This is a genomic window from Mycolicibacterium aromaticivorans JS19b1 = JCM 16368 (genome assembly GCF_000559085.1).
GTDB classification, from domain to species: domain Bacteria; phylum Actinomycetota; class Actinomycetes; order Mycobacteriales; family Mycobacteriaceae; genus Mycobacterium; species Mycobacterium aromaticivorans.
In genome coordinates, this window is record NZ_JALN02000001.1 from 407,106 (window position 1) to 430,881 (window position 23,776).

Annotated in this window: 22 protein-coding genes and 4 tRNA genes; 11 read left to right on the forward strand and 15 right to left on the reverse strand. The window is 65.1% G+C overall.

The genetic code is table 11. The annotated features are described in order from the left end of the window. Window positions 1–62 precede the first annotated feature (62 nt). Both Y900_RS01950 and Y900_RS01955 read left to right on the forward strand, forming a co-directional pair. Window positions 63–1,304, forward strand: a complete 1,242-nt coding sequence (locus tag Y900_RS01950) for a cytochrome P450 (RefSeq protein WP_036338383.1) — start codon at window positions 63–65, stop codon at window positions 1,302–1,304. After that, window positions 1,297–1,968: a TetR/AcrR family transcriptional regulator gene (locus Y900_RS01955; protein ID WP_051659824.1), complete on the forward strand. Its 672-nt coding sequence runs from the start codon at window positions 1,297–1,299 to the stop codon at window positions 1,966–1,968. Before Y900_RS01950 ends, Y900_RS01955 begins: the two co-directional genes overlap by 8 nt. On the opposite strand, the gene Y900_RS01960 is transcribed toward Y900_RS01955, so the two are convergent. Continuing rightward, entirely contained in the window at window positions 1,954–4,500 is a 2,547-nt protein-coding gene (locus Y900_RS01960; RefSeq protein WP_036338386.1) for an excinuclease ABC subunit UvrA, read from the reverse strand. The two genes, Y900_RS01955 and Y900_RS01960, sit on opposite strands and share 15 nt — an antisense overlap. A gap of 169 nt (window positions 4,501–4,669) precedes the next feature. Between Y900_RS01960 and Y900_RS01965 the strand changes: the two genes are divergently transcribed. From Y900_RS01965 to Y900_RS32070, 3 genes are all read left to right on the forward strand, one after another. Further along, entirely contained in the window at window positions 4,670–5,470 is an 801-nt protein-coding gene (locus tag Y900_RS01965) for an RsiV family protein (RefSeq protein ID WP_081844952.1), read from the forward strand. A gap of 75 nt (window positions 5,471–5,545) precedes the next feature. Continuing rightward, the gene (locus Y900_RS01970; protein WP_036338389.1) at window positions 5,546–5,944 is read left to right on the forward strand and encodes a nitroreductase family deazaflavin-dependent oxidoreductase; all 399 of its coding nucleotides are present in this window, start codon (window positions 5,546–5,548) and stop codon (window positions 5,942–5,944) included. 330 nt (window positions 5,945–6,274) lie between these two features. After that, window positions 6,275–6,499 (forward strand): hypothetical protein, encoded by a 225-nt coding sequence (locus tag Y900_RS32070; protein ID WP_131536062.1) that lies wholly within the window; start codon window positions 6,275–6,277, stop codon window positions 6,497–6,499. A gap of 295 nt (window positions 6,500–6,794) precedes the next feature. Here Y900_RS32070 and Y900_RS01980 read toward each other — a convergent pair whose 3' ends face one another. The 11 genes from Y900_RS01980 to Y900_RS02030 form a co-directional block, all read right to left on the reverse strand. Further along, window positions 6,795–7,496, reverse strand: a complete 702-nt coding sequence (locus tag Y900_RS01980; RefSeq protein ID WP_051659826.1) for a PAS and ANTAR domain-containing protein — start codon at window positions 7,494–7,496, stop codon at window positions 6,795–6,797. A gap of 1 nt (window position 7,497) precedes the next feature. Beyond that, window positions 7,498–8,745 carry a glycosyltransferase gene (locus Y900_RS01985; RefSeq protein WP_081844953.1) on the reverse strand — a complete coding sequence of 416 codons (1,248 nt, stop codon included), beginning with the start codon at window positions 8,743–8,745 and terminating at the stop codon, window positions 7,498–7,500. Next, on the reverse strand, window positions 8,742–9,293 hold the full coding sequence (locus tag Y900_RS01990) for a nitroreductase family deazaflavin-dependent oxidoreductase (protein ID WP_237752479.1): 552 nt from the start codon (window positions 9,291–9,293) through the stop codon (window positions 8,742–8,744). The genes Y900_RS01985 and Y900_RS01990 overlap by 4 nt, the downstream gene beginning before the upstream one ends. A 62-nt stretch (window positions 9,294–9,355) precedes the next feature. After that, window positions 9,356–10,450, reverse strand: coding sequence for an enolase C-terminal domain-like protein (locus Y900_RS01995; RefSeq protein ID WP_036338392.1), 1,095 nt, complete (start codon window positions 10,448–10,450; stop codon window positions 9,356–9,358). Further along, window positions 10,447–11,997, reverse strand: a complete 1,551-nt coding sequence (locus Y900_RS02000; RefSeq protein ID WP_237752655.1) for a GMC family oxidoreductase — start codon at window positions 11,995–11,997, stop codon at window positions 10,447–10,449. Before Y900_RS02000 ends, Y900_RS01995 begins: the two co-directional genes overlap by 4 nt. A gap of 85 nt (window positions 11,998–12,082) precedes the next feature. Next, on the reverse strand, window positions 12,083–12,793 hold the full coding sequence (locus Y900_RS02005; protein WP_036338398.1) for a gluconate 2-dehydrogenase subunit 3 family protein: 711 nt from the start codon (window positions 12,791–12,793) through the stop codon (window positions 12,083–12,085). Beyond that, a complete protein-coding gene (locus Y900_RS02010; protein WP_036338401.1) occupies window positions 12,793–13,245 on the reverse strand; it encodes a hypothetical protein in 453 nt (150 codons plus the stop codon). Before Y900_RS02010 ends, Y900_RS02005 begins: the two co-directional genes overlap by 1 nt. Further along, on the reverse strand, window positions 13,242–15,038 hold the full coding sequence (locus Y900_RS02015) for a thiamine pyrophosphate-requiring protein (RefSeq protein ID WP_036338404.1): 1,797 nt from the start codon (window positions 15,036–15,038) through the stop codon (window positions 13,242–13,244). The genes Y900_RS02010 and Y900_RS02015 overlap by 4 nt, the downstream gene beginning before the upstream one ends. A 56-nt stretch (window positions 15,039–15,094) precedes the next feature. Beyond that, window positions 15,095–16,111, reverse strand: coding sequence for an SDR family oxidoreductase (locus Y900_RS02020; protein ID WP_036338407.1), 1,017 nt, complete (start codon window positions 16,109–16,111; stop codon window positions 15,095–15,097). After that, a complete protein-coding gene (locus Y900_RS02025; RefSeq protein WP_051659827.1) occupies window positions 16,108–17,916 on the reverse strand; it encodes a glycoside hydrolase family 15 protein in 1,809 nt (602 codons plus the stop codon). The genes Y900_RS02020 and Y900_RS02025 overlap by 4 nt, the downstream gene beginning before the upstream one ends. Then, window positions 17,913–18,314, reverse strand: coding sequence for a hypothetical protein (locus tag Y900_RS02030; RefSeq protein WP_051659828.1), 402 nt, complete (start codon window positions 18,312–18,314; stop codon window positions 17,913–17,915). Before Y900_RS02030 ends, Y900_RS02025 begins: the two co-directional genes overlap by 4 nt. Window positions 18,315–18,521: 207 nt before the next feature. On the opposite strand from Y900_RS02030, the gene Y900_RS02035 reads away from it, so the two are divergent. Then, window positions 18,522–19,058 (forward strand): MarR family winged helix-turn-helix transcriptional regulator, encoded by a 537-nt coding sequence (locus Y900_RS02035; RefSeq protein ID WP_051659829.1) that lies wholly within the window; start codon window positions 18,522–18,524, stop codon window positions 19,056–19,058. Between the two features lie 51 nt (window positions 19,059–19,109). On the opposite strand, the gene Y900_RS02040 is transcribed toward Y900_RS02035, so the two are convergent. Continuing rightward, window positions 19,110–20,288, reverse strand: coding sequence for an FAD-binding domain (locus Y900_RS02040; protein ID WP_036338412.1), 1,179 nt, complete (start codon window positions 20,286–20,288; stop codon window positions 19,110–19,112). A gap of 141 nt (window positions 20,289–20,429) precedes the next feature. Here Y900_RS02040 and Y900_RS02045 point away from each other — a divergent pair, with 141 nt between their 5' ends. Then, window positions 20,430–21,539: a hypothetical protein gene (locus tag Y900_RS02045; protein ID WP_237752481.1), complete on the forward strand. Its 1,110-nt coding sequence runs from the start codon at window positions 20,430–20,432 to the stop codon at window positions 21,537–21,539. 126 nt (window positions 21,540–21,665) lie between these two features. Next, window positions 21,666–22,142 carry a MarR family winged helix-turn-helix transcriptional regulator gene (locus tag Y900_RS02050; RefSeq protein WP_036338416.1) on the forward strand — a complete coding sequence of 159 codons (477 nt, stop codon included), beginning with the start codon at window positions 21,666–21,668 and terminating at the stop codon, window positions 22,140–22,142. Window positions 22,143–22,171: 29 nt separating this feature from the next. Here the strand turns inward: Y900_RS02050 and Y900_RS02055 are convergent. Further along, a tRNA-Val gene (locus Y900_RS02055) sits at window positions 22,172–22,246 on the reverse strand. A 175-nt stretch (window positions 22,247–22,421) separates the two neighbouring features. Here Y900_RS02055 and Y900_RS02060 point away from each other — a divergent pair. The 3 genes from Y900_RS02060 (at window position 22,422) to Y900_RS02070 (ending at window position 22,686) form a co-directional block, all read left to right on the forward strand. Next, window positions 22,422–22,494, forward strand: a tRNA-Gly gene (locus Y900_RS02060). Window positions 22,495–22,524: 30 nt separating this feature from the next. Next, window positions 22,525–22,598: transfer RNA gene (locus tag Y900_RS02065), tRNA-Cys, on the forward strand. 13 nt (window positions 22,599–22,611) lie between these two features. Continuing rightward, window positions 22,612–22,686: transfer RNA gene (locus tag Y900_RS02070), tRNA-Val, on the forward strand. 97 nt (window positions 22,687–22,783) lie between these two features. On the opposite strand, the gene Y900_RS02075 is transcribed toward Y900_RS02070, so the two are convergent. Further along, window positions 22,784–23,515: an SPW repeat domain-containing protein gene (locus Y900_RS02075; protein WP_237752483.1), complete on the reverse strand. Its 732-nt coding sequence runs from the start codon at window positions 23,513–23,515 to the stop codon at window positions 22,784–22,786. Between the last annotated feature and the right edge of the window lie 261 nt (window positions 23,516–23,776).

Here is a 23,776-nt window from a genome sequence, read left to right on the forward strand (position 1 = left end):
TTTGGACACAAATGTCCGAACGTGTCGACCCATCCGGGCATCACGGGAAAGTTGAGACACCGATGAATGTGAACGGCGCAGTCCCCAGCGTGTTCGACGCCGGCCTGCCCACGTTCAGTTACGACCTCGACGCCACACCACACGACATTTTCGCCGACCTTCGCAATGCGCAGTCGCAGGCACCCATCGCGATCGGGCCTCTCGGCCCTGAGATCCTGTCCTACGATCTGGCTCGAGAAATACTGCGCGACAATCGATTCCGCCTACCGCCCGGCATCACCCTGGCGGCGCAGGGCATCACGTCGGGCCCGCTGTTCGACAAGTTGGCGAGCAGTCTCCTGGGCTTGGACGGCGCACCCCACATTCGGTTGCGCAAGCTGGTTTCCAAGGCGTTCACCCCCCGCGCGACATCGCGACTCACCGAGACGATCCACCAGGTGGTCAACGGGCTGATCGACCGGGTGATGGACGCCGGGAGTTGCGACGTCGTGACCGACATCGCGCGGCCCTACCCCACTCCGATCATGTGCGCACTGATCGGTGCGCCTTCGGAGGACTGGCAGCTCTTCTCGGATTGGACCGAACAGATCTTCAAGGCCTTCAACTTTCAGCCGGACGCCAACTTCGACGAGTCCGAGATCATGCGCGCATGGGGTGAACTCGACGCCTACGTCGACGACATGGTCGCTGCCCGCCGAGACAATCTGACCGACGACCTGCTCTCGGAGCTCATCCGCGCGGAAAGCGACGGCGACCGGTTGAATCTCGACGAACTCCGCGGGCTGGTGGCCGGCTTCTTGATGGCAGGAACGGACACCACGCGAAACCAGCTGGCGGCATCGGTACAGGTGCTCTGCGAGCATCCCGACCAGTGGGCAAGGCTGCGTGAGCACCCCGAGCTTGCGATGCAGGCGGTCGAGGAGAGCATGCGCCACTCACCCGCGGCCTGCATCGTGCCGCGTGCGGCCCTCGAGGATGCCGAATTCGGCGGTTACCTGTTCCCCGCCGGGACCTTCGTTTTCGCGAACACCTTTGCCGCCAACCGAGACCCCGCGATCTATGACGATGCCGACCGCTTCGACATCGCCCGCAAGGACGTACCCGCAATCCTGACGTTCGGCGGCGGTGCGCACTACTGCCTCGGCGCCAACCTTGCGCGCCGGGAACTCGCAGAAGCACTCGTCGTCCTCACCCGCCGCCTGTCTGCCCCTCACCGCACCGGTCCGGCCCCATGGAAATCCATACTCGGAATGACAGGGCCGACAACACTTCCCATCGCGTTCGATGTGACAACCGGTGCGTAGCCGCGGCTGGGCGGGATCCACACCCGCCTCTGACGAGGAAGCGATCGGCCGAATACTCGACGCGGTGGACCAGGTGGTCGCCGAGCACGGGTCCGCTATACGCCTCGCTGACGTCGCCCGTACCCTCGGTGTCACGCGTCAGACGGTGTACCGCTACTTCCCCAACGCCGATGCGCTACTGATGGCCAGTGCGATGCGGGCGGTCGACGGGTTCATCGATCAGGTTGTCCGCCACGTGAGCGGACTCAATGACCCGGTGACTGCCGTCGTCGAAAGCCTGTCGTTCGGAATCGAAAAACTCGCGGGCGATCCCCAGCTGGAGAATCTGCTGACGCAGCGCAACGAGGGGCAGGCAATCACCTCGCTGACGTCGCAGACCGCGGTCACGTTCTGCCTATCCGTCTTCCGCCGCCTCGACGTGGATTGGGCTCTGCACGGTTACGACAGCGCCGCGTTGGGTGAACTCGCCGAAATGATGCTGCGCACCGTGCAATCCATCCTCATCGATCCCGGGCAGCAGCCGCGCGAGGGAATCGAACTGCGCCGCTTCATCACTCGATGGCTCGGTCCGGCGATCCTCTATCCGCGCATCACGTCGCTCGCGCTCCCAGCAGAGATGAATCCGCCATCTCGGACACGCGAACCGTCGTCATCGGGTAGCTGATAGCGCCAATCTCTTCGCCAGAAACGGCGCTGTGCGGCTGCCTGTCGCACGCGCCACGTCCTGGGGCGGCCCAGCCGCAACAACCCGACCGCCGTCGCTGCCGGCTCCGGGACCCAGGTCGATCACCCAGTCCGCACCCGCGACCATTCGCATGTCGTGTTCTGCCACCACCACCGTATTGCCCACGTCGACCAGGCGATGTAATTGGCCGTCAAGCAGATCCACGTCGGCGGGGTGGAGCCCGGTGGTCGGCTCGTCGAGAACATACAGCGTGTGCCCGCGCCGGGGGCGTTGCAGTTCGGAGGCGAGTTTGATCCGCTGGGCCTCACCGCCGGACAACTCGGTCGCGGGCTGTCCGAGGCGGAGGTATCCCAGGCCGACCTCGCGAAGCGTGGTCAGGCTCCGCGCGGCGCCGGCGACGTCGACCAGGAACTCCGACGCCTCGTCGACGGTCATCGCGAGCACGTCGGCGATCGTACGGTCGCGATAGCGTACGTCGAGCGTCTCATCGGAATAGCGCGCGCCTTTGCACGCCGGGCAGGTGGCGTAAGTTCCTGGCAGGAACAGCAGTTCGACCGATACGAACCCCTCCCCCTGACAGGTCGAGCAGCGACCTTCGGCCACGTTGAACGAGAACCTGCCTGCCGTCCAGCCGCGGCGACGGGCTTTCGGTGTCGCGGCGAACTCGCGGCGGACGGCGTCGAACAGGCCGGTATAGGTCGCCAACGTCGAGCGCGGCGTCCGCCCGATCGGGCGCTGGTCGACCGATACCAGCCGGCTGATCTCGTCGACGCCCTGTGCGGTCACGCCGAGGCTGGCGTCGTGATCGAGATCGATTATCCCGCTGTCAGTTTCGTCGTCAGCCGGTTCGGCCGGCTCGGCGGCGTGTGCCGTGCCGAGATGGCTGCTCACGACATCGCCGAGAACTTTGACGACGAGCGTCGATTTTCCTGACCCGGACACTCCGGTGACGGCGGTGTACACCCCGAGTGGCACATCGACGTCGAGGTCTTTCAGATTGTGGAATCGGATCCCGCGCAGCCGAAGCCGCGCGGACGGCGTGCGCAGCGGGTGAGACGGCGGGGTACCCCCTCCGAAGAGGTACTGCCGAGTGACCGACTCCTCGACGTGGGCGAGACCCGGGACCGGGCCGCTGTAGAGCACGTCCCCGCCACACTCCCCGGCTCCGGGCCCCACGTCGACGATCCAGTCGGCACGGCTCACCACGTCCATGTCGTGCTCGACGACGAAGAGCGAATTACCCGCGCGCCGCAGCCGATCCAGCACGTCGAGGAGCGGTTCGACATCGGCGGGGTGCAGTCCGGCTGACGGTTCGTCAAGCACATACAGCACACCGAACAAGCCGGCACGCAATTGGGTGGCCAGCCGCAGCCGCTGCAGTTCACCCGGTGACACCGTCGGCGTGCGGCGACCGAGCGTCAGATAACCGAGGCCGAGATCTATCAGCACCTGCAGGCGTGCGACGAGGTCGGCGGCGATCATGGTCGCCACTTCGGTCAGTTCACCGGAGTCTGTCGACTCATATGCAGCGGCCGCGTCGGTCCGAGATGCTGCCGGGCGCAACGTATCCGCGAGGTCGGTCAGCGGCATGGCCACGTAATCGGCGATGGTGCGTCCGGCGAACGTCACCTGCAGCGCCTCCGGCCGAAGACCGGAACCACCGCACAACGGGCATTCGACGCTGTCGACGAACTGTAAAACCCGGCGGCGCATCATCGCGCTCTGCGAGTTGGCCAGCGTGTGGCGTACGTGACGTTCGGCGCTGGAGAAGGTGCCGTTGTAGTAGTAGTCAGCCTGCACCGGGTGCTGAGTCGGATCGATTTCCACCGTTGGCTGCTCATCGGTGAACAGGATCCAATTACGTTGTCGCTTAGGCAGTTTTTTCCATGGCCTGTCTATGTCATACCCCAGCGTGACGAGGATGTCGCGCAAGTTCTGTCCCTGCCATGCGCCTGGCCATGCCGCGACGGCACCGTCGCGGATCGTCAGTGACGGGTCGGGTACCAGCGTCTCTTCGGTGACCCGGTGGATTCGTCCCAACCCGTGGCACTGCGGGCATGCGCCGACCGCGGTGTTCGGGGAGAATGCATCGGAGTCCAATCGTTCCGTCGCTCCGGGCGGATAGGTTCCGGCACGGGAGAACAACATTCGAAGCAGATTCGACAAAGTGGTGACGGTGCCGACCGTCGACCGCGACGTCGCCGAACCCCGGCGCTGCTGCAATGCGACCGCAGGAGGTAGCCCGGTGATGTCGTCGACTTTGGGTGCGCCGGTGGGCAACAGCAGCCGGCGCGCGTAGGGCGCGACCGACTCGAAGTAGCGGCGCTGAGCTTCGGCATAGATGGTGCCGAAGGCCAGCGACGACTTGCCGGACCCGGAGATGCCGGTGAACGCCACCAGCGCGTCACGCGGTGCCGCGACGTCGACACCCCGCAGGTTGTGCACCCGAGTCCCGTAGACCCGCACACACGGGTCGATGCCGTCCGCACTTGTGAAGGACGATTCAGCCATGATGGCCTCACGAGTACCCGTGTTGCGGTGCTGCGACGCACCTTCGCGTCACCCACATCCAGGCCTCGACTAGGATATCTAGCGCCGATGCCGTCGGGGGCGCTTTTCCGGCGTGGTGACGATGATCGTTGATCGCGGCGCGCGCCGCGTTTGCCCGGAGGTTAAAGCCATGCGCTCTGTCAGCGCGGCAGTGATTGTCACAGTTGCCGCCATGTCCTTTTCGTCCGGCCTGGCGGCAGCCGCCCCGAAGGATTACTGCGCCGACCTCAAAGGCGCCAACACCGGCAGTACGTGTGAGATCCAGCTCTCCGACCCGGCGTACAGCGTCGACATCAGCATCCCACTGGACTACCCGGACCAGAAATCGGTCGCCGATTACATCTCCCAGACGCGTGATGCGTTCCTCGCCACAGCCAAGTCCGGCGCGCCCAGCAGTCCTTCCGCCACGTTGAGCATCAAGGCGACCGAGTACAACTCAGCGATTCCCCCGCGCGGCACGCAGGCCGTGGTGTTCACGATCACCCAGAATGTCGGCGGCGGGCCCTCCAAGACGACGTACAAGGCGTTCAACTGGGACCAGAGCTACCGCAAGGCGATCACCTACACCGCCGCACCCGACGACAAGCTGAACACCCCGCTGTGGCGGGTGGACGATCCGCTGAAGACCGTCGCGCCCATCGTCGCGTCCGAACTGCAGCAGCAGCTGGCACCGCCGCCGCCGCCGGCCGCGCCGCCCACGCAACCCGGGCAGCCGGCGACGACGACACCATCCAGTACCGCTCCCACCACCCCGCCGCCGCCGTTGGCGTTCGCGCCGGGGGCGCTCTACAACCCGGCCAACTATCAGAATTTCGCAGTGGTCAACGACGGGGTGATCTTCTTCTTTGACCAGGGCGCGTTGTTGCCCGCCTCAGCCGGCGCCCTGCACGTTCTGGTGCCTCGGTCTGCGATCGATCCGATGATCGCCTAACACCCAGAGCTGTGGCCACGCACGACGCGCAGGTGTGACGACGATGACCAGTCATCGTGCGAGAGAGGGGCTTTCATGCGACTACCGCGCGATATCGCATACTTCAACCGCCGCGTCACCAATCGGGCAGCTCAATCGATCACCCCGTGGCTTCCAGGGCTGGGAACGCTCCAGCACATCGGACGCGAGTCCGGTAGGCGATACCGAACACCTCTGTTGGTTTTCCCGACCCGAGACGGCTTCGTCATCCTCATCGGCTACGGGCTCGAATCCGACTGGCTGAAGAACGTATTGGCCGGCGGAGCGACGGCGCTGGAGAAGCGGAACAAAGCGGTCCCGTTGGTCGATCCGCGGATCTGCAGCAAGGCTGACGCGGCGAACCTCGTCACACCCGCATTCCGAACGTTCTATCGGCTATTCCCCTATAACGAAGCGGCGTTGGTGCTGACGAGGAGTGCAAACACTTCGTCCTAGAGCCTTCGCAGCCGTCAGCGGCATACTGTGGCCGTTCGCTCGGCGAGCGCGACGCGGCTTTACCCAGGTGTGTGCACTTCGCCGCTCCGTCACGGGGAGGATCGAACCTGGGTGTCGGGCTCCGTCGGCTGTGCGGCCGTCCCACCCGGAAGCTCGCTCAGACCGATACACGTCCCACTGTCCGAACCGTCACACGGGATCCCGCGGATCTCTGGCAACTGATTGGGGCCGCGCTGGTTCACCTCAGCCTGTGGCGGATCAATCGAGGGTAAGCAGCCGTCAAAGTAGATCTGGCTGGTTTCGTTGGTCGGGCAAGGATCGGCGACCGGGGTGGCCGGCGAGGCCAAGATCACTCCCATCGCCAGCGGAAACCCCGCCGCGGCCGACACACCACCGATCATCGTGGCTAGTAGTCGTGTGCTCTTCACCGAAAACTTCCTCTCCAGTATGGTTCGGGATCCCGTGTGGCCGGGCCGCAGTAGCTCGATGTCGCACAACGAAACCAACCGGGTTGCACGCAATCCTGTGGCCTGCTTTGAGATCCCGGCGTCCTGAAGCTGCGTTCCGCAGCCGTGACGCTAGGGCAGCGTCCTTAACCCATCGGGCTACGTAACCTGTACCCACAGTTGCGCCGCGTAATAGCTGTCACGAGATAGATTTCTGGGGCAGATGGCGATGACGTGAAGTGCGATTGCACCGTCATGACGTTGCAGCGCAACCGATCCGCACCGACGATGTTGACGAGCCCAGGCTGTCGGCCGACTTTCGCTCTGGTGCCGGCGATCGCCAGTGGCACGAGGAGTGACCCGTCGGTCGGGGCGCACTGCCGCCTCAATTCAGCTGGTGGCCTTCAGTCATCGAAGGTCATCGTCATCAGGTAGTGGTGCACCTTCGTGCTGGTGGGCACGGGAAGGCCGATGAGGCCTGGCAATTCGGCGACGAGCCGTTCGGCGACAGTGAACAACTTCACGTTCAGTTCTTGAGATCGCCACTTCAACACGTCGAAAGCAGCGTCGGGCGTGATGCGGTAGATCGCCATGATCATTCCCTTGGCGAGGTCGATGACCTCGCGGTGCGCGACGATTTCATCGAGCTTCTCGTTGAGAGAAAGCTGCAGATCCGCGGCGAAGCCCTCGGTGACGTCGATGTAGAAGCCACGAGTCGCCGTGATTCTGCCGTCGTGGCCGGTTACGGCGTCGCCGACCACGACGACCCTGCGGATCTCCCCGGCGGCGGTTCGGATGCGGTGGCGGCTGCTGAACGGCGCCGATGTCGGTGCGAGTAGCGCACCCACCCGCCCGAGATCGTCGGGATGTTTGTGGCTGAGCACCAACTCGGTGGTGGGAGTGACCTCGCCGGGCCGATAGCCGTGCATTCGAGCCACTGCGTCTGACCATATCCAGGTGTCGGTTCCGTAGTGGTATTCGAATCGGCCCACGCGTTGCGGCGGACCATCGACCAGCGCCTCGTCCGTTGGGTTTGGCGACTGTCCGTCGACGGCCGGCTGCGCAGCGGTGAAGCTGCCGTACTCGCGTCGCTTGTCGGGGGACACGTCACGACCCTCTCCGTGAGATCGCCGAATCCACCCCGGGCGTGCGGTTACTGTCGTGCTCACCGCGCGTTTCGGTCGCCTTGCGGTATGTACGCAGCATCTCCTCGGCGATCCGGTCCCAGGTGTATCGCGCGCAGACACGATCCCGTCCGGCGAGTCCTAGGCTGCGCCGTAGGAACGCATCGTCCAGGATCGGTAAGGCGGCCGCAGCGATGGCGCGGGGGTTGCGTGGCGGCACCAGCCGGCCGGTCACGTCGTCGACGACCGTGTCCAGCGTGCCACCCACCGCCGATGCGATCACGGGAATCCCGCACGCCATTGCCTCCAGGGGAACTGTTCCGAAGCCCTCGTACCACGGTGCGGAGATCACGACGTCGGCAGAGCGGAGCATTTGCGGCATGCTGCTGTGCGGGATCGCCCCGGTGAATACCACCCGGTCGGCGACACCCAGCTCGGAAGCGAGCTCTGCGAGCCGTCGTACTTCGGCACTGCCGCTCAGATGCCCGGGGTCCGGGCCACCAACAATGATCAGCTCCGCCTGCGGGATGTGCCGGAGAGCCAGGATTATTGTGTCAAATCCCCTGTCGGCCAATGACGTAGCCGCCGCGACAATACGTGGGCGCCCGCCCTGCTCGACGCACGTACCGTGAGCGCAGAACTCGTCTGCATCGACGCCACACGGCACCACCGACAGGCGCGAGCGGGAAACGCCGAACCGGACCAGCTCCTGTACCTCTTCGGTGCACGTCGCGACAACCCACGATGCATGCCGGGCGACCAGTCTCTCGAGCTTCGCGCGTGCGTCACGGCCGGCTTCCCGTCGACCAAGCTGTCTCTCTTTGACAGCACCCAGCTCGTGGAAGGTCTGCACCGTCGGAATCCCGCTGCTGAGGGTCGCCAATTCCGTTGCAACACCGGATGTCCAGAAGTGCGCGTGCGCCACGTCTGGTGCGAATTCGGCCCACTGGACTGCCAGAGAATGGCCGAATTCGCCGAGGAATTCTGTGATTTGGGCTTCGGGTACCGGCTCGGGGGGGCCGACATCCACGTGCACTACGGTATACCCGTGCGCAGTCGCGACGCGATCCGGGCTGTCCGGGTCGCTTCGCCGCGTGTAGACCGTGACCTCGTGGCCTCGCCGTGCCACCGCGGCGGACATCTGTGCGACATAGCGACTTCGAGCGTCCGTGCATGGGGCGGTGGTATCCGCCAGCGGGCTGGCATGTGCGGACACTACTGCTGCTTTCATCCCGTGCTCTTTTCGTCGACTGCCGAACTACTGTCATGCGGGTCGTCCCTGTCCCCTTGCCCGTTGGGCCGCGAACCGCGCGGTACGAATTGGATGAAGGGCAAGCGGCGCCCGAGTGCGCGGAAGTCGGTGTCGGATCCGTCGACCGGCAGTCCCAACAGATGCGGAAGCACATAGCGTGCCAACGTGCGGTGTCGAGCCGCGTAGCGGGCGAAGACTTCGGCACCGTCAGACTCCGACAACGCTGCTGCGATCACCGGGAATGTTCGTCTGCCGACTTGGATACTGACCTCAGGAGCAGCAATGACGTTGCGGTACCAGGCCGCGCCGGTTCCCCACCCGGAAGCAACGACGTAGCTTCCCGTTGTGCGATCGTGGTCGACTACTTCGAGCACCGTCCGGCGCGGCCTACCGGTGATACGGCCGACGTGATGGAGAAGCAGTAGCCGATCGGCGAAAAGCCACCCGCAGCCAATCCGGTAGAGATAAACCGGTATTCGCAGCAGCAGCCGGCTCACCCCGGCGGAGGGATCGAGGTGTTTCACCATCCTCATCACTGTCCTCTCAGTGCACCCGGGGGCGGTCGGTCATTGAAATATCCTCCTGGCCATCAGGTGTGTCGGTATCGTTCGGCGTCCTCGGCGATGGACACGCCGTGGCCCGGGCGGTCGTGCGGCAGGTGGAGGTGACCGTCTCGGGGGGTGGGTGCGTCGTTGAACACTTCCGCCTCGAGGCGGGCGTGATCGACGAAGTATTCGAGGTGGCGGAAATTGGGGACCGCGGCGGCCACCGGGACGTGCAAGGCAGGTGCGCAGTGCGCGGAGACCTGCCGGTTGCGAGCGGCGGCCAGCGATGCTGCCGCACGCCAGCCGGTGTAACCACCGCAACGAGTGACATCGAGTTGCAAACAGTCGACCACCGGAAGCAGGCGCCGCGCGTCATAGAGATCGGCGACGTACTCCCCTGCCGCCACATCACAGCGCAGTGCGCGTCGCACCTCGCTGAGACCTTCGGTGTCATCGCTGCTCACGGGTTCTTCGAACCAGACCACGCCGAGGTCGTCGAGCGCCGCGCCGATCCGCCGGGCCTGGCCCGGGGTGTACGCGCCGTTCGCATCGACCATCAGCTCGACATCGTCACCTGCCAGCAGCCGCAACCGGCGAACGCGGGCCAGGTCGCGGTTGAGGTCGCCACCCCAATCCTGTCCTATCTTGATCTTCATCGCCGTGCACCCCGCGGCCTGCCACGATTCGATCTGTCGAGCGAGCCGGGCATCGTCGAGGTTAGTGAAACCCCCGGAGCCGTAAATCTTCACAGCGCAGCGGCTTTGACCAAGAATCTCTGACAACGGCTGGTGAAGCAGTTTTGCTTTGAGGTCCCATAATGCGATGTCGACCGCCGAGATTGCCTGCATCACGAGCCCGCGGGTGCCGTAGTTGCGGCAGCTGCGGCGCATCGCTTCCCAGGCGCCGGTGATATCGAACGGGTCTCGGCCGGTGAGCACCTCGGCGAGGTGTTCGATGACAACGGTGCCCGCGGCAGGCGAGCTGTAGGTCCACCCCATGCCCGAGGTTCCGTCGGCCTGCACGTGGACCACCACTGCGGTGGTGGTATCCCAGGTCAGGGTGCCGTCAGCTTCGGGTCCGTCGGTGGGCACGGTGTAGGTGGCCACCCGTAGGTCCTCAACTCGTGCGGTTGAGGTCATGACGATTTGGCATGAACGGCAAGCAGATCGGCAGCGCGCGCCGCCAGTGCCATGATCGTCAGCGCCGGGTTGGCCGCCCCCTGGGTCGGCATGACACTGCCGTCGACGACGTAGACGCGGTCCACACCGAAGACACGGTGCTCGGCGTCGATCACCCCGTCCTGCGGGCGCTGTGCCATCCGGGCACCGCCGACGAGATGGGCATAGCGCTCAATGGTGATGACTTCCTGTGCGCCGGCTGCGCGCAGCAGGTCGGACATGACGTCAGTGGCGGCGCGAATGAGCTGTCGGTCGTTGTCGCACTGGCTGTAGGCGAAGTGTGCGACCGGCAGACCGTGCCGGTCGGTCTCGTCGGCCAAGGTGACGCGGTTGCCGGACTGTGGCAGTAGCTCGCACAGCGCACCGAGAGTGGCCCAGTGGACGTAGTCGCGCATATATTCGCGCAACGTCTGCCCCCAATGGCCCTGTGCGGCAACATGTTCTGCCCAGGTGATCGGCAGTGGGCTGACTGTTTGGATGGAGAAGCCGCGTCGGTACGGCTTGGTCGGATCGGTTTCGTAGAACTGCTCGGTGCTGACTTCCGGCGGTGGCCCCTTGTACATCCGGATGTCGTCGTCGAAGCGGCCGGCCACCTGGGGCGCTCCTTGCACCATGAGGTAACGGCCTACCTGGCCGTAGTCGTTGCCCAATCCATCGGGGTGCGCCTCGGTTGCCGAAAGCAGCAGCAGACGGGGGGTTTCGATGGAGTAGCCGGCTACGGCCACCGCGTGTGCGCGTTGGCGGTGCAACCTGCCGGCGTGGAAATACGTGACACCGGTTGCGGCGCCGGTGCGTTCGTCGACCAGGATGCAGCTGACATGACTGTCGGGCCGGACCTCGGCGCCATGAGCCAGCGCGTCGGGTATGTGGGTGATCAACGGGCTGGCCTTGGCGTTCACCTTGCAGCCCTGGATGCAGAAACCTCGGTAGATGCAATGCGGCCGGTTGCCGAAGCGGCCGTTGGGTATCGCGACCGGCCCGACGCGCATGTCGATGCCCATGGCCTCGGCCCCCCGCAAAGCGGTGAGGCCGTTGCCGCTGACCGGGTGGGGACTGTGCGGGTATGAATGCGGATCGCCCCAGGGCCAGTTCTGGCCGGCTACCGGAAGCTCAGCTTCGATCTGCTCGTAATAGTGCCGCAGGTCCTGGTAGGCGATCGGCCAGTCGGCACCGACTCCGTCGACGGTGTGCGTGTGGAAGTCCGAAGGGTGAAACCGCGGCGTGTAGCCAGCGTAATGGACCATCGATCCACCGACACCACGCCCGGAGTTGTTGGAGCCCAGGGGAACCGGATCCGAACCGCCGATCTGCCGTGGGTCGGTCCAGTACAGGCCGTGCGAGCCCCGCTCGTCGCTCACCCAGTCGGTGTCGGGGTCCCAGAACGGTCCGGCGTCGAGAACCACTATCGACCATCCGGCACGGGCTAACCGCTGCGCCAACGTGGCACCGCCGGCGCCCGCGCCGATGATGACGAGGTCGACCACGTCGTCGTGCCCGTAGCGGCGCATGTCGGCACGTAACCGGTGATTGGTGCGGGTCCCGTCGTTGGGCACCAGCCACGCCGATTCGTTGCGCGCACGTACCTCCCGCGTGCTAGCCATCGGCAGTCCTGGCGGGCAGGTCGTCGTCCGCGCGCCGGGCGCGTTCCACGCGTTGCGCGAAGGGGACGGGGTCGACGTCGTCGTGGTCTGTGACCTCAAAGCCTTCGCGAGCATTGATACCGGGATTGAGGTAGCCGCGCGGGTAGGCGGGGCCGGGGAAGCCCATCTCATTCCACGCCCACGGATGGGAGTAGAACGCGGTGCACGCGTAGCGCGTCCACAGGCTCCACACGTGGGTGGCCGACCAGTCGTGCCAAGTCTGGCCGCGATCGGCGAGGTCTTGGACATCCTGGAGTAGACGCGCCTGTGCGGAGCGTTGCAGATCGGCGTAGCCGCGGTCGTAGCGACAGTGGGCGTCGGCATCCAAGGCCGCGAGCGACCCGCGCCAGGCCTGACCGTCCTCCGGAAGGTCGTCGTAGTGCCAGCCGTCAGTCTCGCCGGCCGCCAGTCGTTGGTCGATCAGCGCCAGGACCGGCACTCGCGGATCGTGGTCTTGCGCAAGTAGCAGATCGAGCATGGGCTCAGCCACGCTGATTTCCTGGGCGGTGAAGAATGCCAGTGCCGTAGGCACCGCCAGCCGGGCCAGGACCACCCGTGCGGTCACCTCGTCCCACTGATCGGCCAGGGCCAACACATCGAAGCCAGGGAATCGACCCCTGTTCTGCGGTGTGATGGCCCGCTGGTGGGAACGACGGATCGGCATCAGCGTGACGCTCCCGCACCGGGACCGGGAAGGTCTTCTCGGCGCAGCAAGGCAGCCAGCAGGCCCATCCCGCCGACCAGGGATGCCAACAACGGCGCGAAGGCCGGCGGCCCGGACTCCAAGTTGTACTTGGTGATTCCGCCCGGCCGCTGTCGGATTCCCCGCATATGCAGGTAGGCGCCTTGAACGCCGTTGACCACGATCAGCGCACTTGCCGCCGGCAAGACCGTGCGCGCGGCGCGCGCGGAGAAGAACCCAGCCACCCCGGCCGGTATCGCGGTGGGCACGATGACGACGGGCCAATACATCATCTTGTTGCCGAAGCTGGCGCCGTCGTGGGACAGATAGATTTCGGCGGTGGTGACTGCCGCACCACCGGCAGTCAGCACCGCCAGGGTGCGTTCGAAGCGGCCGGTTCGGATGGCGTGCAGCGCGGCGGCGATCGGTTTCACTTGTCGGCCTTTTCTTTTGGGAAGTACTGTTGAACTTTTTGTTTGACGCCCTGCTTGATGAAGCCGGCGGAGTCGTCGTCACCGCCGAGCACGGCTTTGGCCAACGACGTCGCCTGCTCGAAGGTGGCGTGCGGCGGGATGGGCGGCACATCAGGGTCGCAGCGCACATCGAGCACGGTGGGGCGGTCTGCGCCCAGCGCTCGCGCCCACGCACCACTCAGGGCGTTCGGGTCGTCGAGGTTTTCCCCGTTGAGACCCAGGCTGCGAGCGAAACCGGCATAGTCGACATCGGGAAGCGACTGCGACGCTTCGAATTTGGGCGATTCCTCCATGGCCCGCATTTCCCAGGTGACCTGATTGAGATCGTTGTTGTGCAGTACGGCGATGATCAGACGGGGGTCGGCCCACTGCTGCCAGTACCGGGCGATGGTGATCAACTCGGCCAGCCCGTTCATCTGCATCGCTCCGTCTCCGACAAAGGCGATGGCCGGACGGTCCGGGTGCGCCCACTTGGCGCCGATCACATAGGGAACCCCGGGCCCCATCGTGGCCAGCGTTCCGGAAAGTGAGCCGCGGACTCCGGCGGGGAACTTCAGGTGCCGGGCATACCAGTTGGCCGACGAGCCGGAATCCGCGGCAATGATGGCATCAGCAGGCATGCGCTGGGACAGCTCCCAAAACAATCGCATCGGGTTGATCGGATCGGCGTCGGTCATCGCGGTGCGTTGCACCGTCGTCCACCAGCTGTGGACCCACTTTTCGATCTTGTCCCGCCAGGAACGGTCAGTCTTTCGGTGCAGCAGTGGAATCAACGCTTGCAAGGTGGCTTTGGCGTCCCCGACCAGATTGATCTCGTACGGATATCGCATGCCGATCCACTTGCCGGAGCGGTCGATCTGCACCGCGCGGGCCTGGTCGAGTTTGGGCAAGAATTGGGTGTAGGGAAAGTTGGAGCCGACAGTGAGCAGCGTGTCGCAGCCCATCATCAGATGCCAGCTCGCGGTTGTGCCCAGCAAGCCGATCGAACCGGTCACCCAGGGTAGGTCGTCAGGTAGAACGTCCTTGCCCAGCAGAGCTTTTGCCGCACCGGCACCGAGTAGGTCGGCCACCTGAGCCAACTCGTCCTCGCAGCCGCGCGCTCCCTGACCTACCAGTAGCGCGACTTTCTGCCCGGCATTGAGCAGCTCAGCCGTCTTGCGAACGGCGGTGTCGTCAGGCGTCACGCGCGCCCGACTCAGTCCGAGGCTGGACGGTACCTGCTTGAACGCGTGCCCAGGAGGCTCGTATGTCAACTCGAAGACATCTGACGGCACGATGATAGCCGTCGGCGCGGATTCGCTGACTGCAACCCGGATCGCTCGGTCGATCAGGTTGGGCAATTGCTGAGGGACGGTGCACATTTGCACGTAGTCGCTGCAGACGTCCTTGAACAAGCTGAGCAGATCGATCTCCTGCTGATACGAGCCACCCATTGCCGAGCGCTCCGTTTGCCCCACGATCGCCACCACTGGAACGTGGTCGAGTTTGGCGTCATACAAACCATTGAGCAGGTGCACCGCACCGGGGCCGCTGGTGGCCACGCACACTGCGCACCGTCCGGAGAACTTCGCGAATCCGACGGCCTCGAAAGCTGCCATCTCTTCATGGCGGGCTTGAACGAACTGCGGATCGTCGCCGGCCCGCTGCCAGGCCGCCAGCAACCCGTTGATGCCATCGCCGGGAAATCCGAAGACCTGTCGCACTCCCCACTCCCGCAACCGGGCCAACAGTACGTCCGCAACGGTGTCTTTCATGTCTACGCTCCCGAAATCTCTTGTCTATAGGTCTTTACGTCGAATGTCGCTTCGGATCAGCGGTAGCGCGCGGCAGCGGCCCCGCAGGCGATCAATGCCGCGCCGGCGGCGGCCAGCGACCACCCGCGGGCGTTCTCGGCCAGCCAGCGCTGTGGTGACCGCGCCCACGCACGGTCGTCGAAGATCCCATGGGCGCCATAGTCTTTGCCGTCCACGCCGTCGAGGGGCTCCCAGAGGTTGTTGGGCCGGTCCGGGCCGACGGCTTCCCCGGTCTGTTGTGAGGAGAAGCCGGTCTTGGCGAGATAGCGATCCAGCAACGCCGGAACCGCATGTTGACCCACGATGGTGGCCGCGGTGCTCGCGCCGACCCAGTAGGTCTTGCGACGCGGGTGGTCGGCGGCGTAGACAATCGCCCGGGCTGCCACCTCCGGTTGATAGATCGGCGGCACCGGCTGCGGGTGTCGCGGCAGCCGGGACAGCACCCAGGAGAATTGAGGAGTGTTCAGCGCGGGCATCTGAACGACGGTGACGTGGATGTCGCTGTGATCATGCAGCAGCTCGGTGCGCAGTGATTCGGTGAACCCGTTGATCGCGTGTTTGGCGCCGCAGTACGCCGACTGTAAGGGAATCGCCCGCACGCCAAGGGCGGAGCCGACCTGCACGATGGTGCCCCGGCCACGCGTGCGCATCCGGGCCAGCGCAGCCATCGTGCCGTAGACGAACCCTAGATAGCTGACTTCGGTGACACGGCGGAACTCCTCGGGACTGATGTCGGCGAACGGAGCAAAGACCGAGGTGAAGGCATCGTTGACCCAGACATCGATCGGCCCGAAGGTCTCCTCGGCTCTCGTGGCCGCCGCGTCGACCGCGGCGGCGTCGGCGACGTCGGTGGGAATCGGCAAGGCGCTGCCTCCTGCGGCCTCGACCTCGGCGGCCGCCGCCGCCAAGCCGGCTTCTCCGCGGGCCAGGAGTACGACGCGGTCACCGCGGCGGCCGAAAGCCTGCGCGGCGGCGCGTCCGATGCCGGCACTGGCTCCGGTGATGACGATCGTGCGGGGCGAAGATGTGGTCATAGTGACTCCTTGAGGGCTTGGATGGGGTGACCGGAATCCTCGCCCGACACTTGCCCACCGGACGGATGGCCCAGCGTCAGAGAGGTTTCCAGCAACAGGGCGTGGACGAAGGCTTGTGGGAGATTCCCGCGCAACTGGCGCTGTTCGACGTCGTACTCCTCGCACAGCAGTCCTGGTGGTCCGCAGGCTGCCCGGTTGCGTTCGAAGTAACGCATCGCAGTTACTTCATCGCCGAGCTGGTGGTGCGCCAGCGCCGCCCAGAACCCACACAGCAGGAAGGCGCCCTCAGCAGCGGCCAGCGGACGGTCGTCGTGGCGGAATCGGTAGACGAATTGGTCATCGACGAGATCGGCACTCAACGCAGCCACGGTGGCGAGGCTGCGCGGGTCGCGGGCCGGCAGCGCCCCGCGCAATGCGGGTGTGAGCAGTGCGGCATCCATGCGGGAGTCGTCCGGTGCGCGTTGCCAGCGCCCGCTCGGATGCACGCAGTCATCGGTGCTGGCCAGGATGGCGTCGGCCAGACCACTCCATCGGCCTCCATCGCGACCGCCGACCTGGCCGGCGATGGCGCGCAAACCAGCGACGCAGATCAGTCGAGAATGCGTCCAATGTCGGTTGTCGAGTTCCCAGATCCCGGCATCAGGTTGCTGCCAGCGTTGGGCGATCGCGCCGACCGCCGCGACAGTGGCGTTGTAAGCATCGGTGTGCAGGTGATCGTGACGGGCGGCGGCGGCGAACAGCAGCAGGGCCTCCCCCAACGCATCGAGTTGGAACTGACAGTTGGCGTGGTTGCCGAGAATGTCACTGCCGCCGGGATAACCGGGCAGGTGCAGAGAGCGCTGGTTCGGGACAACACCACCATCGATGGTGTAGGCCGGGCGCAGCTGGGGGCCGTCGGCCAGCAGCCGGTCGGTGACGAAAGCGACGGCGTCGTCCATGAGCGGGTGAGGGCCGTCGACTGCGACTGCTTGCCCGGCATAACACTGGTCGCGGATCCAGACGTAGCGGTAGTCATAGTTGCGGCCCTGCTCAGCACGTTCGGGCAGGCTCGTCGTGGCCGCCGCAACCATCCCTCCAGCGGGGGTGGTCAGCCCGCGCAGAACAGCGTAGGCATGGCGGGCGTCGCGTCGCGCGTTGCTGGCGTGCATCGCGGGAACTGCACGCCGCCAACTGTTTTCCGTGGACTCCCACAACATGTCGGGATTCGGGAGGCGACCTTCGGCGGGCTGGTCGGAGATCTCCACGACGAGGTCGTGGGTGCCACCCTCGGGCACCACGAGGCGAGCGTGCAAGGCTGATCCGCCGTCACCGTGGGCGGGCGTCGCGCCGGGTGCTCCGGACACTCGAATACGCAGGTCGCCGGCGATGGCGTGCCAGCAGCCCTGCTCGTCTCGGGTCAGATGCGTCATTTGGTCGTGACCGAATCCGGCTGCCGGGCGGAAGTTCATGTCGAGTCGAGCCTCGCCACGGATCGCCATCACCCGACGCATCAGCACCGCCCGGTGCGCATCGCCGGGATAGGCCAACGCTTCCCGGCATTCGACGATGCCCTCTGTGCTCACCCAGCGGGATCGCCAGATCAGGGTGCCGTCCTCGTAGTGGCCACCCCAGACGAACCTCGCCACCGGCGTGAGGGCCCACACGCTGTTACCGCCGATCAAGCTACTGAAGACGGCGTCGTCAGCCCAACGCGGCGCACACATCCAGGCGATGTCCCCACGCGGCCCGATCAGCGCACCGCGCTGCCCATCGGCCAACAGCGCATACTCGCGTAACACATGAGGTTCAGGAATCGTCGCGGTCACGGCCGGCGACTCCGCCGGGCGATCCAGTCCGGACCTTCAATGTGGTTGGGCACGAGCCAGATTGCGACTGCGAAGTTGTAACAGAACACCAACGCCCACACGAGCAGCACCGGGGTGGTGGAACCGAAGGGGTGTGCATGGTGCACGGCCGCGACCGCGCAGATCACGACGAGCATCGCCCCGCCGATACTCAACGTCGCTGTGATCACCTGCGCGACGCGACGCCACACCACGGCCACCCCGACGGCGAGGGCCGCGCCGAGCAACGTCCAACCCAAGGCTGCACTGACTCCGATATCCAGAATGTGAGGACCGGGAGTTCGCGACCCTGCGGTCATGGCCATCACCAAAGTGACTACAGCCAGAACCGCCAGGAGGGCGGCTTCGGCGGCGAGCATTCTGCGCGCCTCCCGCCAGTGAGGCGGGTTCAAGCTGACTCGTTTCAGATTGTCCGTTTCTCCGGGCACCGGACCCCGGGTATCACGCGCCACCGCCGCTCCTTCGTCTGCTCGCTCACCCCTTGGACACCGTTTGACCGGAATGGATGATTCCCAAACATGATGATGTGCAGTTTGGTCTTAGTGCGAACGGGCTAGTGTGCACGCATGGAACCTTCCGGCCACACCCGGACGAGCCGCGATTACGTGGGTGGCACCGGCAGGTATGCCGATCAGCTCGAACACGCCACCCGCGGACTGTTCGCGCTCAACCTGGTCGTTCTCGAGGAGTCGGTCAAACGCATCGGTATGGCTCCATTGCGCGCTCTCCAATCGCTTCAGCGACTGGGCCCCAGCCTGGTCACCGAAATGGGCGTTGACCTCGGGCTCGCGCCATCGAGTGCAAGCCGCCTCAGTGACCGACTGGCCGACGCAGGGCTGATCAGTCGCGGTGTGGCGCCACACAATCGGCGGGCCACGCTGCTGGAACTCACCCCCGCGGGCCAAGCCATCCTCGACGACCTGAGCCACCACCGCATGACGCTGTTCGAGAACGTCACCGAAGCAATGGATCCCGATGACCGCGCTGCGCTGCTGCGCGGCACCGCGGCCTTCACCGCCGCCTACCGGCAACTCGCCGCACAACATCGTGACGACCACCCCGCCGACCAGGAGCACCACGGTGACGACGGGTCGACAACCTGAACGCCTCCCCAGAGCCAACAACCGCCAGTACTGGGGCCGTTGCCCCGAGGTTCACATCGCGTAGGCCGGTAGGTCGAACTCGTCCCGCAGATCGCGGCGCAGAAACAGATCCGCGCGCGGAAGCACATCGAGGGTGTTCATGACGAGATCGCGGAACCAAATGCCCAGTCGGGTTCGGGTGGCGAAGACGGGAAGGAATCGCTCGGCGCTTTTCTGTTTGCCTTCGACGAAGGTGCGCAGGCGTGCTTCGTAGCGGTCGAAAGCGCTCCGATAATCACTGCCGGCCCGATGTAGTTCGCCGGCAAGCACATAGGCCTCCGTCATCGCCAGACCGGTGCCTTCGCCTGCGAACAGCGATACGCAGGCGGCCGCATCACCGACGAGCACTGCACGTCCTCGAGACCAGCGATCGAGGCGGATCTGGCTGACGACGTCGAAGTACAGGTCGCCGACGCCGTCGAGGGCGGCGAGGATGCGCGCGCACTCACCGCCCATATCGGCGAAGTGGCGGCGAAGTAGCGCGGTGCGGGCCGCCGTGTCGCCGGGGTCGCGCGGACGCGAGCACCGAAGTATGAACAGAAACATGGTTCGGTTGTCCCGCAGTGAGAACCGACCGATGGATCGGCCAGGCTCGGAGTAGGTGACGTAGACAAGCTCATCCCGCGGGCGATAACCGTCGACGACGCAGGCGGCAACCTCATACCCCAGATAGTGTTCGACGGTCGAATCAGCGCCGAGCGCCAGCCTGCGCACGTTGGAGTGCAGACCGTCCGCACCGACCACAAGGTCGAACTCGCGAAAGTTGGCCCGCTCGAAGCTGATACCGACACCGCCGGCGTGTGTGTCGACCGCCGTGATGCTGTCATCGAAGATCACTTCGACATCGTTTTCGATTGTCGCATAGACGGCCGCAGCAAGATCGCCACGCGGAATGCTGGTGAATTGATCTCCCACCGCCCGCCGGAATCCGTCCACACTCAACGATCCGCGCGTTCGCCCATCGGGACGGGCCGAGCGGATCGACCGGACCTGGTAGCCACGTTCGCGCACAGTCGCCTCGATGCCCATGCGTTGCGCGACCCGGAAACCCACCCCCCAGAAGTCGATCACGTAGCCGCCGGTGCGAAATCGTGGTGCGCGCTCGATCAGCGTTGGCTGGTGTCCGCTGCGGTGCAACCAATATGCCAGCGTAGGGCCGGCTACACCGGCGCCGCTGATCGCTACCTTCATGCCTACCTCGCGACTATTGGAGAGTCGGTGAATTGCGACCTGACAGCGGACCTGGTCAGCACGGGTGAGTGGGGGCGGTATCAGCTGCGATGATCCCACGACAAGGTAGCACTATGCAATAGTTGTCATGTGCGGCTAGGCGTGGAAGTCGGTTCCGGTTGCGCTCGTGCCCTGCGGGGGGCTAACTGGTCCCGGCTCCGGTTATCCGGCATGCGAGAGGATTTCGGCATGTCGCGGGCCCGCTCTCTGGCCGCCGCGCTGACGGCGGCAGCTGTGGTGTCGGGCGCCTGTGACGCCACGGTCCCCGATCGCGGCGCGGCCGTCGACCGTTTGGTGCAGCAGATTTCTGCCATGCCAGGCGTCCGAACGATCGGCCATACGTTCAACAACAGGCCCGCGCAAGACATGGTCAACTTCACCATCGACGTCGAGGTGCACGATGGCGTCGCTGGTGAGAAGATCGCAGCCATCACGTCGCACTACCTGACTGCTCTAGGTAGTGGCAGATTCCGCGGTTACAGCGCCGAGCTCGATCTGCGACACGGCCGGAGCATCTTCGCCGTCGACAGCGGGAAACAAACGATTGCCAACGCCCACCAAATTGTCCAGCAGGCCCTGGACTGGGTGCGGCTGCGCAACGAGTTTCGTTTGGCGACAGTCGAATTACGCGCCACCATCGTTCATCCCTCCGCGCCTCTCGCGGAGCAGGACGGCGGCCATTCGAACGTGGCGAGCGTCGCGTTGGCCGATCCATCCGATTTCACCAGTGTCGGCGATGTCGCGACAGTGTTGTCCACGAAATTCGCCGGACTCGCCGAGATGGCGTGGACGATCTCAGCCGGCCGACTTCACCCGGCGGAGATGTCCTTCTCGCGGCGGTATCCCACCGCCGCCGAACTCGACGCGTGGACCCGCGTCAACACCGATCAGTCGATCCCCCATATCGATGCGCTCCGGATCAACTGGTCGACGACTCCGCCAGTGTGGTTCTCGGAGAAGACAACCCAATCGCACGACGTGTCCGCAGCTCTTGAGCTGGCTGACCGGCATTTGCCGATCGTCGCCACGCTGCCCGCGCCGGTTCTTTACACTGCCAGTGACCAACTGTCCGGCCATATCGGCGCCAGCGGCTACGCTCGTGGCCCAGTCGTCATCACCGTCGGTGGATGTACGCCACGAGATCCTTTGGTGTACAGCCCAATCCCTGCGGAACGCGCACTCATTGACAAGTATGCGCGGTGCCGAGGCTAACGATCGCTGCGGGTGATCCGATCGTGTTGACGGCTTTCGACGCTCGCCTATGCACATCTGCCATAGTTTCAGTGAGCGGGAGTTCCCCTTACTGGCAAAATAGCTCCGAAAGACTGGAGGGATGTCATGCCGGACGCAGCGGACTCGACCGACGCCGTCACCGACGCGTTGCTGACAGCGTCTCGACTACTCGTAGCGATGTCGGCGCGCTCGATAGCCGAAGTCGACGAAACCATCACGATCCCCCAATTCCGCACGCTCGTCATCCTCTCGACTCGGCCTCCGGTGAACCTCGCCACGTTGGCCGGCCTGCTCGACGTCGCACCGTCCACCACAGGGCGGATGGTCGACAGATTGGTCACGGCGGGCCTGATTGATCGCCAACCGCATCCGGAGTCCCGCCGTGAACTTGTCGTGGAGCTGACCGCTCGCGGCCGAGAGGTCGTCAAAGCCGTGACTGCCCACCGCCGTGACGAGATAGCCCAAGTGGTGAGAAAGATGCCCCCGCGCGAACGGCACGGCCTGGTCCGCGCTCTGGCCGCATTCACCGACGCCGGTGGCGAAACGGCCGCGGTCGCCAACCTGGATGCCCAGACGTTCTGAATCTGATCGTGTGCGACGAGGCCTTTGTGTGGTGGTCCCGGCTGGTATCGAACCAGCGACCTTCCGCGTGTGAGGCGGACGCTCTCCCACTGAGCTACGAGACCCGGTGCGCGCGCACCATGAGAATGGTGCCCGATTCGCCGAGGACGAACATTATCACGGCACACCCGTCCGGCCAGAATGCGCTCGTCGCGGCGCCGCGGCGAGGGGATTTGTGCGGCTTCGCCTACGTCGACTATTGTCGTCCTTCGCAGCGGGCGACGATTTCGTCCGAAGCGCGCGGATGTAGCGCAGTTGGTAGCGCATCACCTTGCCAAGGTGAGGGTCGCGGGTTCGAATCCCGTCATCCGCTCGAAGGTGCAAGTGCGGCATCAGACCCAACGGTGGAGTGGCCGAGTGGTGAGGCAACGGCCTGCAAAGCCGTGCACACGGGTTCGATTCCCGTCTCCACCTCCAAGAGATTGGTCCCGCGCGATTAGCTCAGCGGGAGAGCGCTTCCCTGACACGGAAGAGGTCACTGGTTCAATCCCAGTATCGCGCACCACGATTGACGCAATGTGTTCCTGTTCCTTGCCCGGAACTCTGAAGTCCGGCGACCGTTCCGGACCGAGACGGTCACCACCGCATCCGGGCCCGCAGCGTCAGGGAAATTGCTTCCGGTATTGCGCGGCCGAATCATCGCGGACAGCCACCGAGAAGTCCATGCGCTCGTCTCGCAGGTAGCCTGTGACGCCAAGCGCCGCGGCAAGTCCACCCGCCACCCATGCCGTCCACGCGGTGCTCTCCCCCGTGAATCCAGCTGCCCACGGCGACAAGAGCAGCGCGAATCCCACGATGGCGAGTGTCAGGAAATCGTGGGTAGGTTCCGACGCGAGCAGCGACCAAACCGCGATCACAGCGATCATGCCGCCAAGACCAACGGTCACTGCGGTCCCAGCTGCGCTCGAGCGGAAGGCAAGACCTAAGAGCACAGTCGCGACGCTCACACCCAACGCCAGCCGCCCGATCAGATAGCTCCAGCGGTGCCGAAGCCGTTGGCTGTCGCCCAACTCATTGACCCCGTACTCGGTCGGCGTTTTGTCATGAAGCCAGCCAACGCCGCCGAGGATTGTGGCCACACCACCAGCCACCCAGCACGTCCATGACGCCCCCCGGTCATAGCTGAAGCCGTTGCCGATGAACGGAGCGACGAACATGGCCAGACCAACCACGAGCAAGCCCCAATGGTCGGGAGCTCGATTGTGGGCGAGCACCGACAGCGCCCCGAAGAAGGCGATGAACGATCCGAAACCGAACGCGAATCCCTGCCCGACCTGAGTCGAACTGACCACAAACGCCGACACCGCCGCGCAGACGCCGATACCTACTGCCACCCAGCCGATCCACCGCCCAGAACTAGTCATAACCACAACCAACACCCGTTGCCTGCGGAGCTGCTAGGGCATTTCGGCCATAGTTCCGGGTGCGCCCGGAACCCTGCGCAGCATCTGGCAGTCAGCCGCCCGGCCGCGGCGCACCAAGCGGGTCAGGAACGCACGGACCTGGCTCGGCCCGCGTCCTGTCCGCACGCAGGCGTCGGAAATTGTTGACCCGCGCCCGTCGTGAATTCTCTTCGCGGGCGTGCCGATACCGCT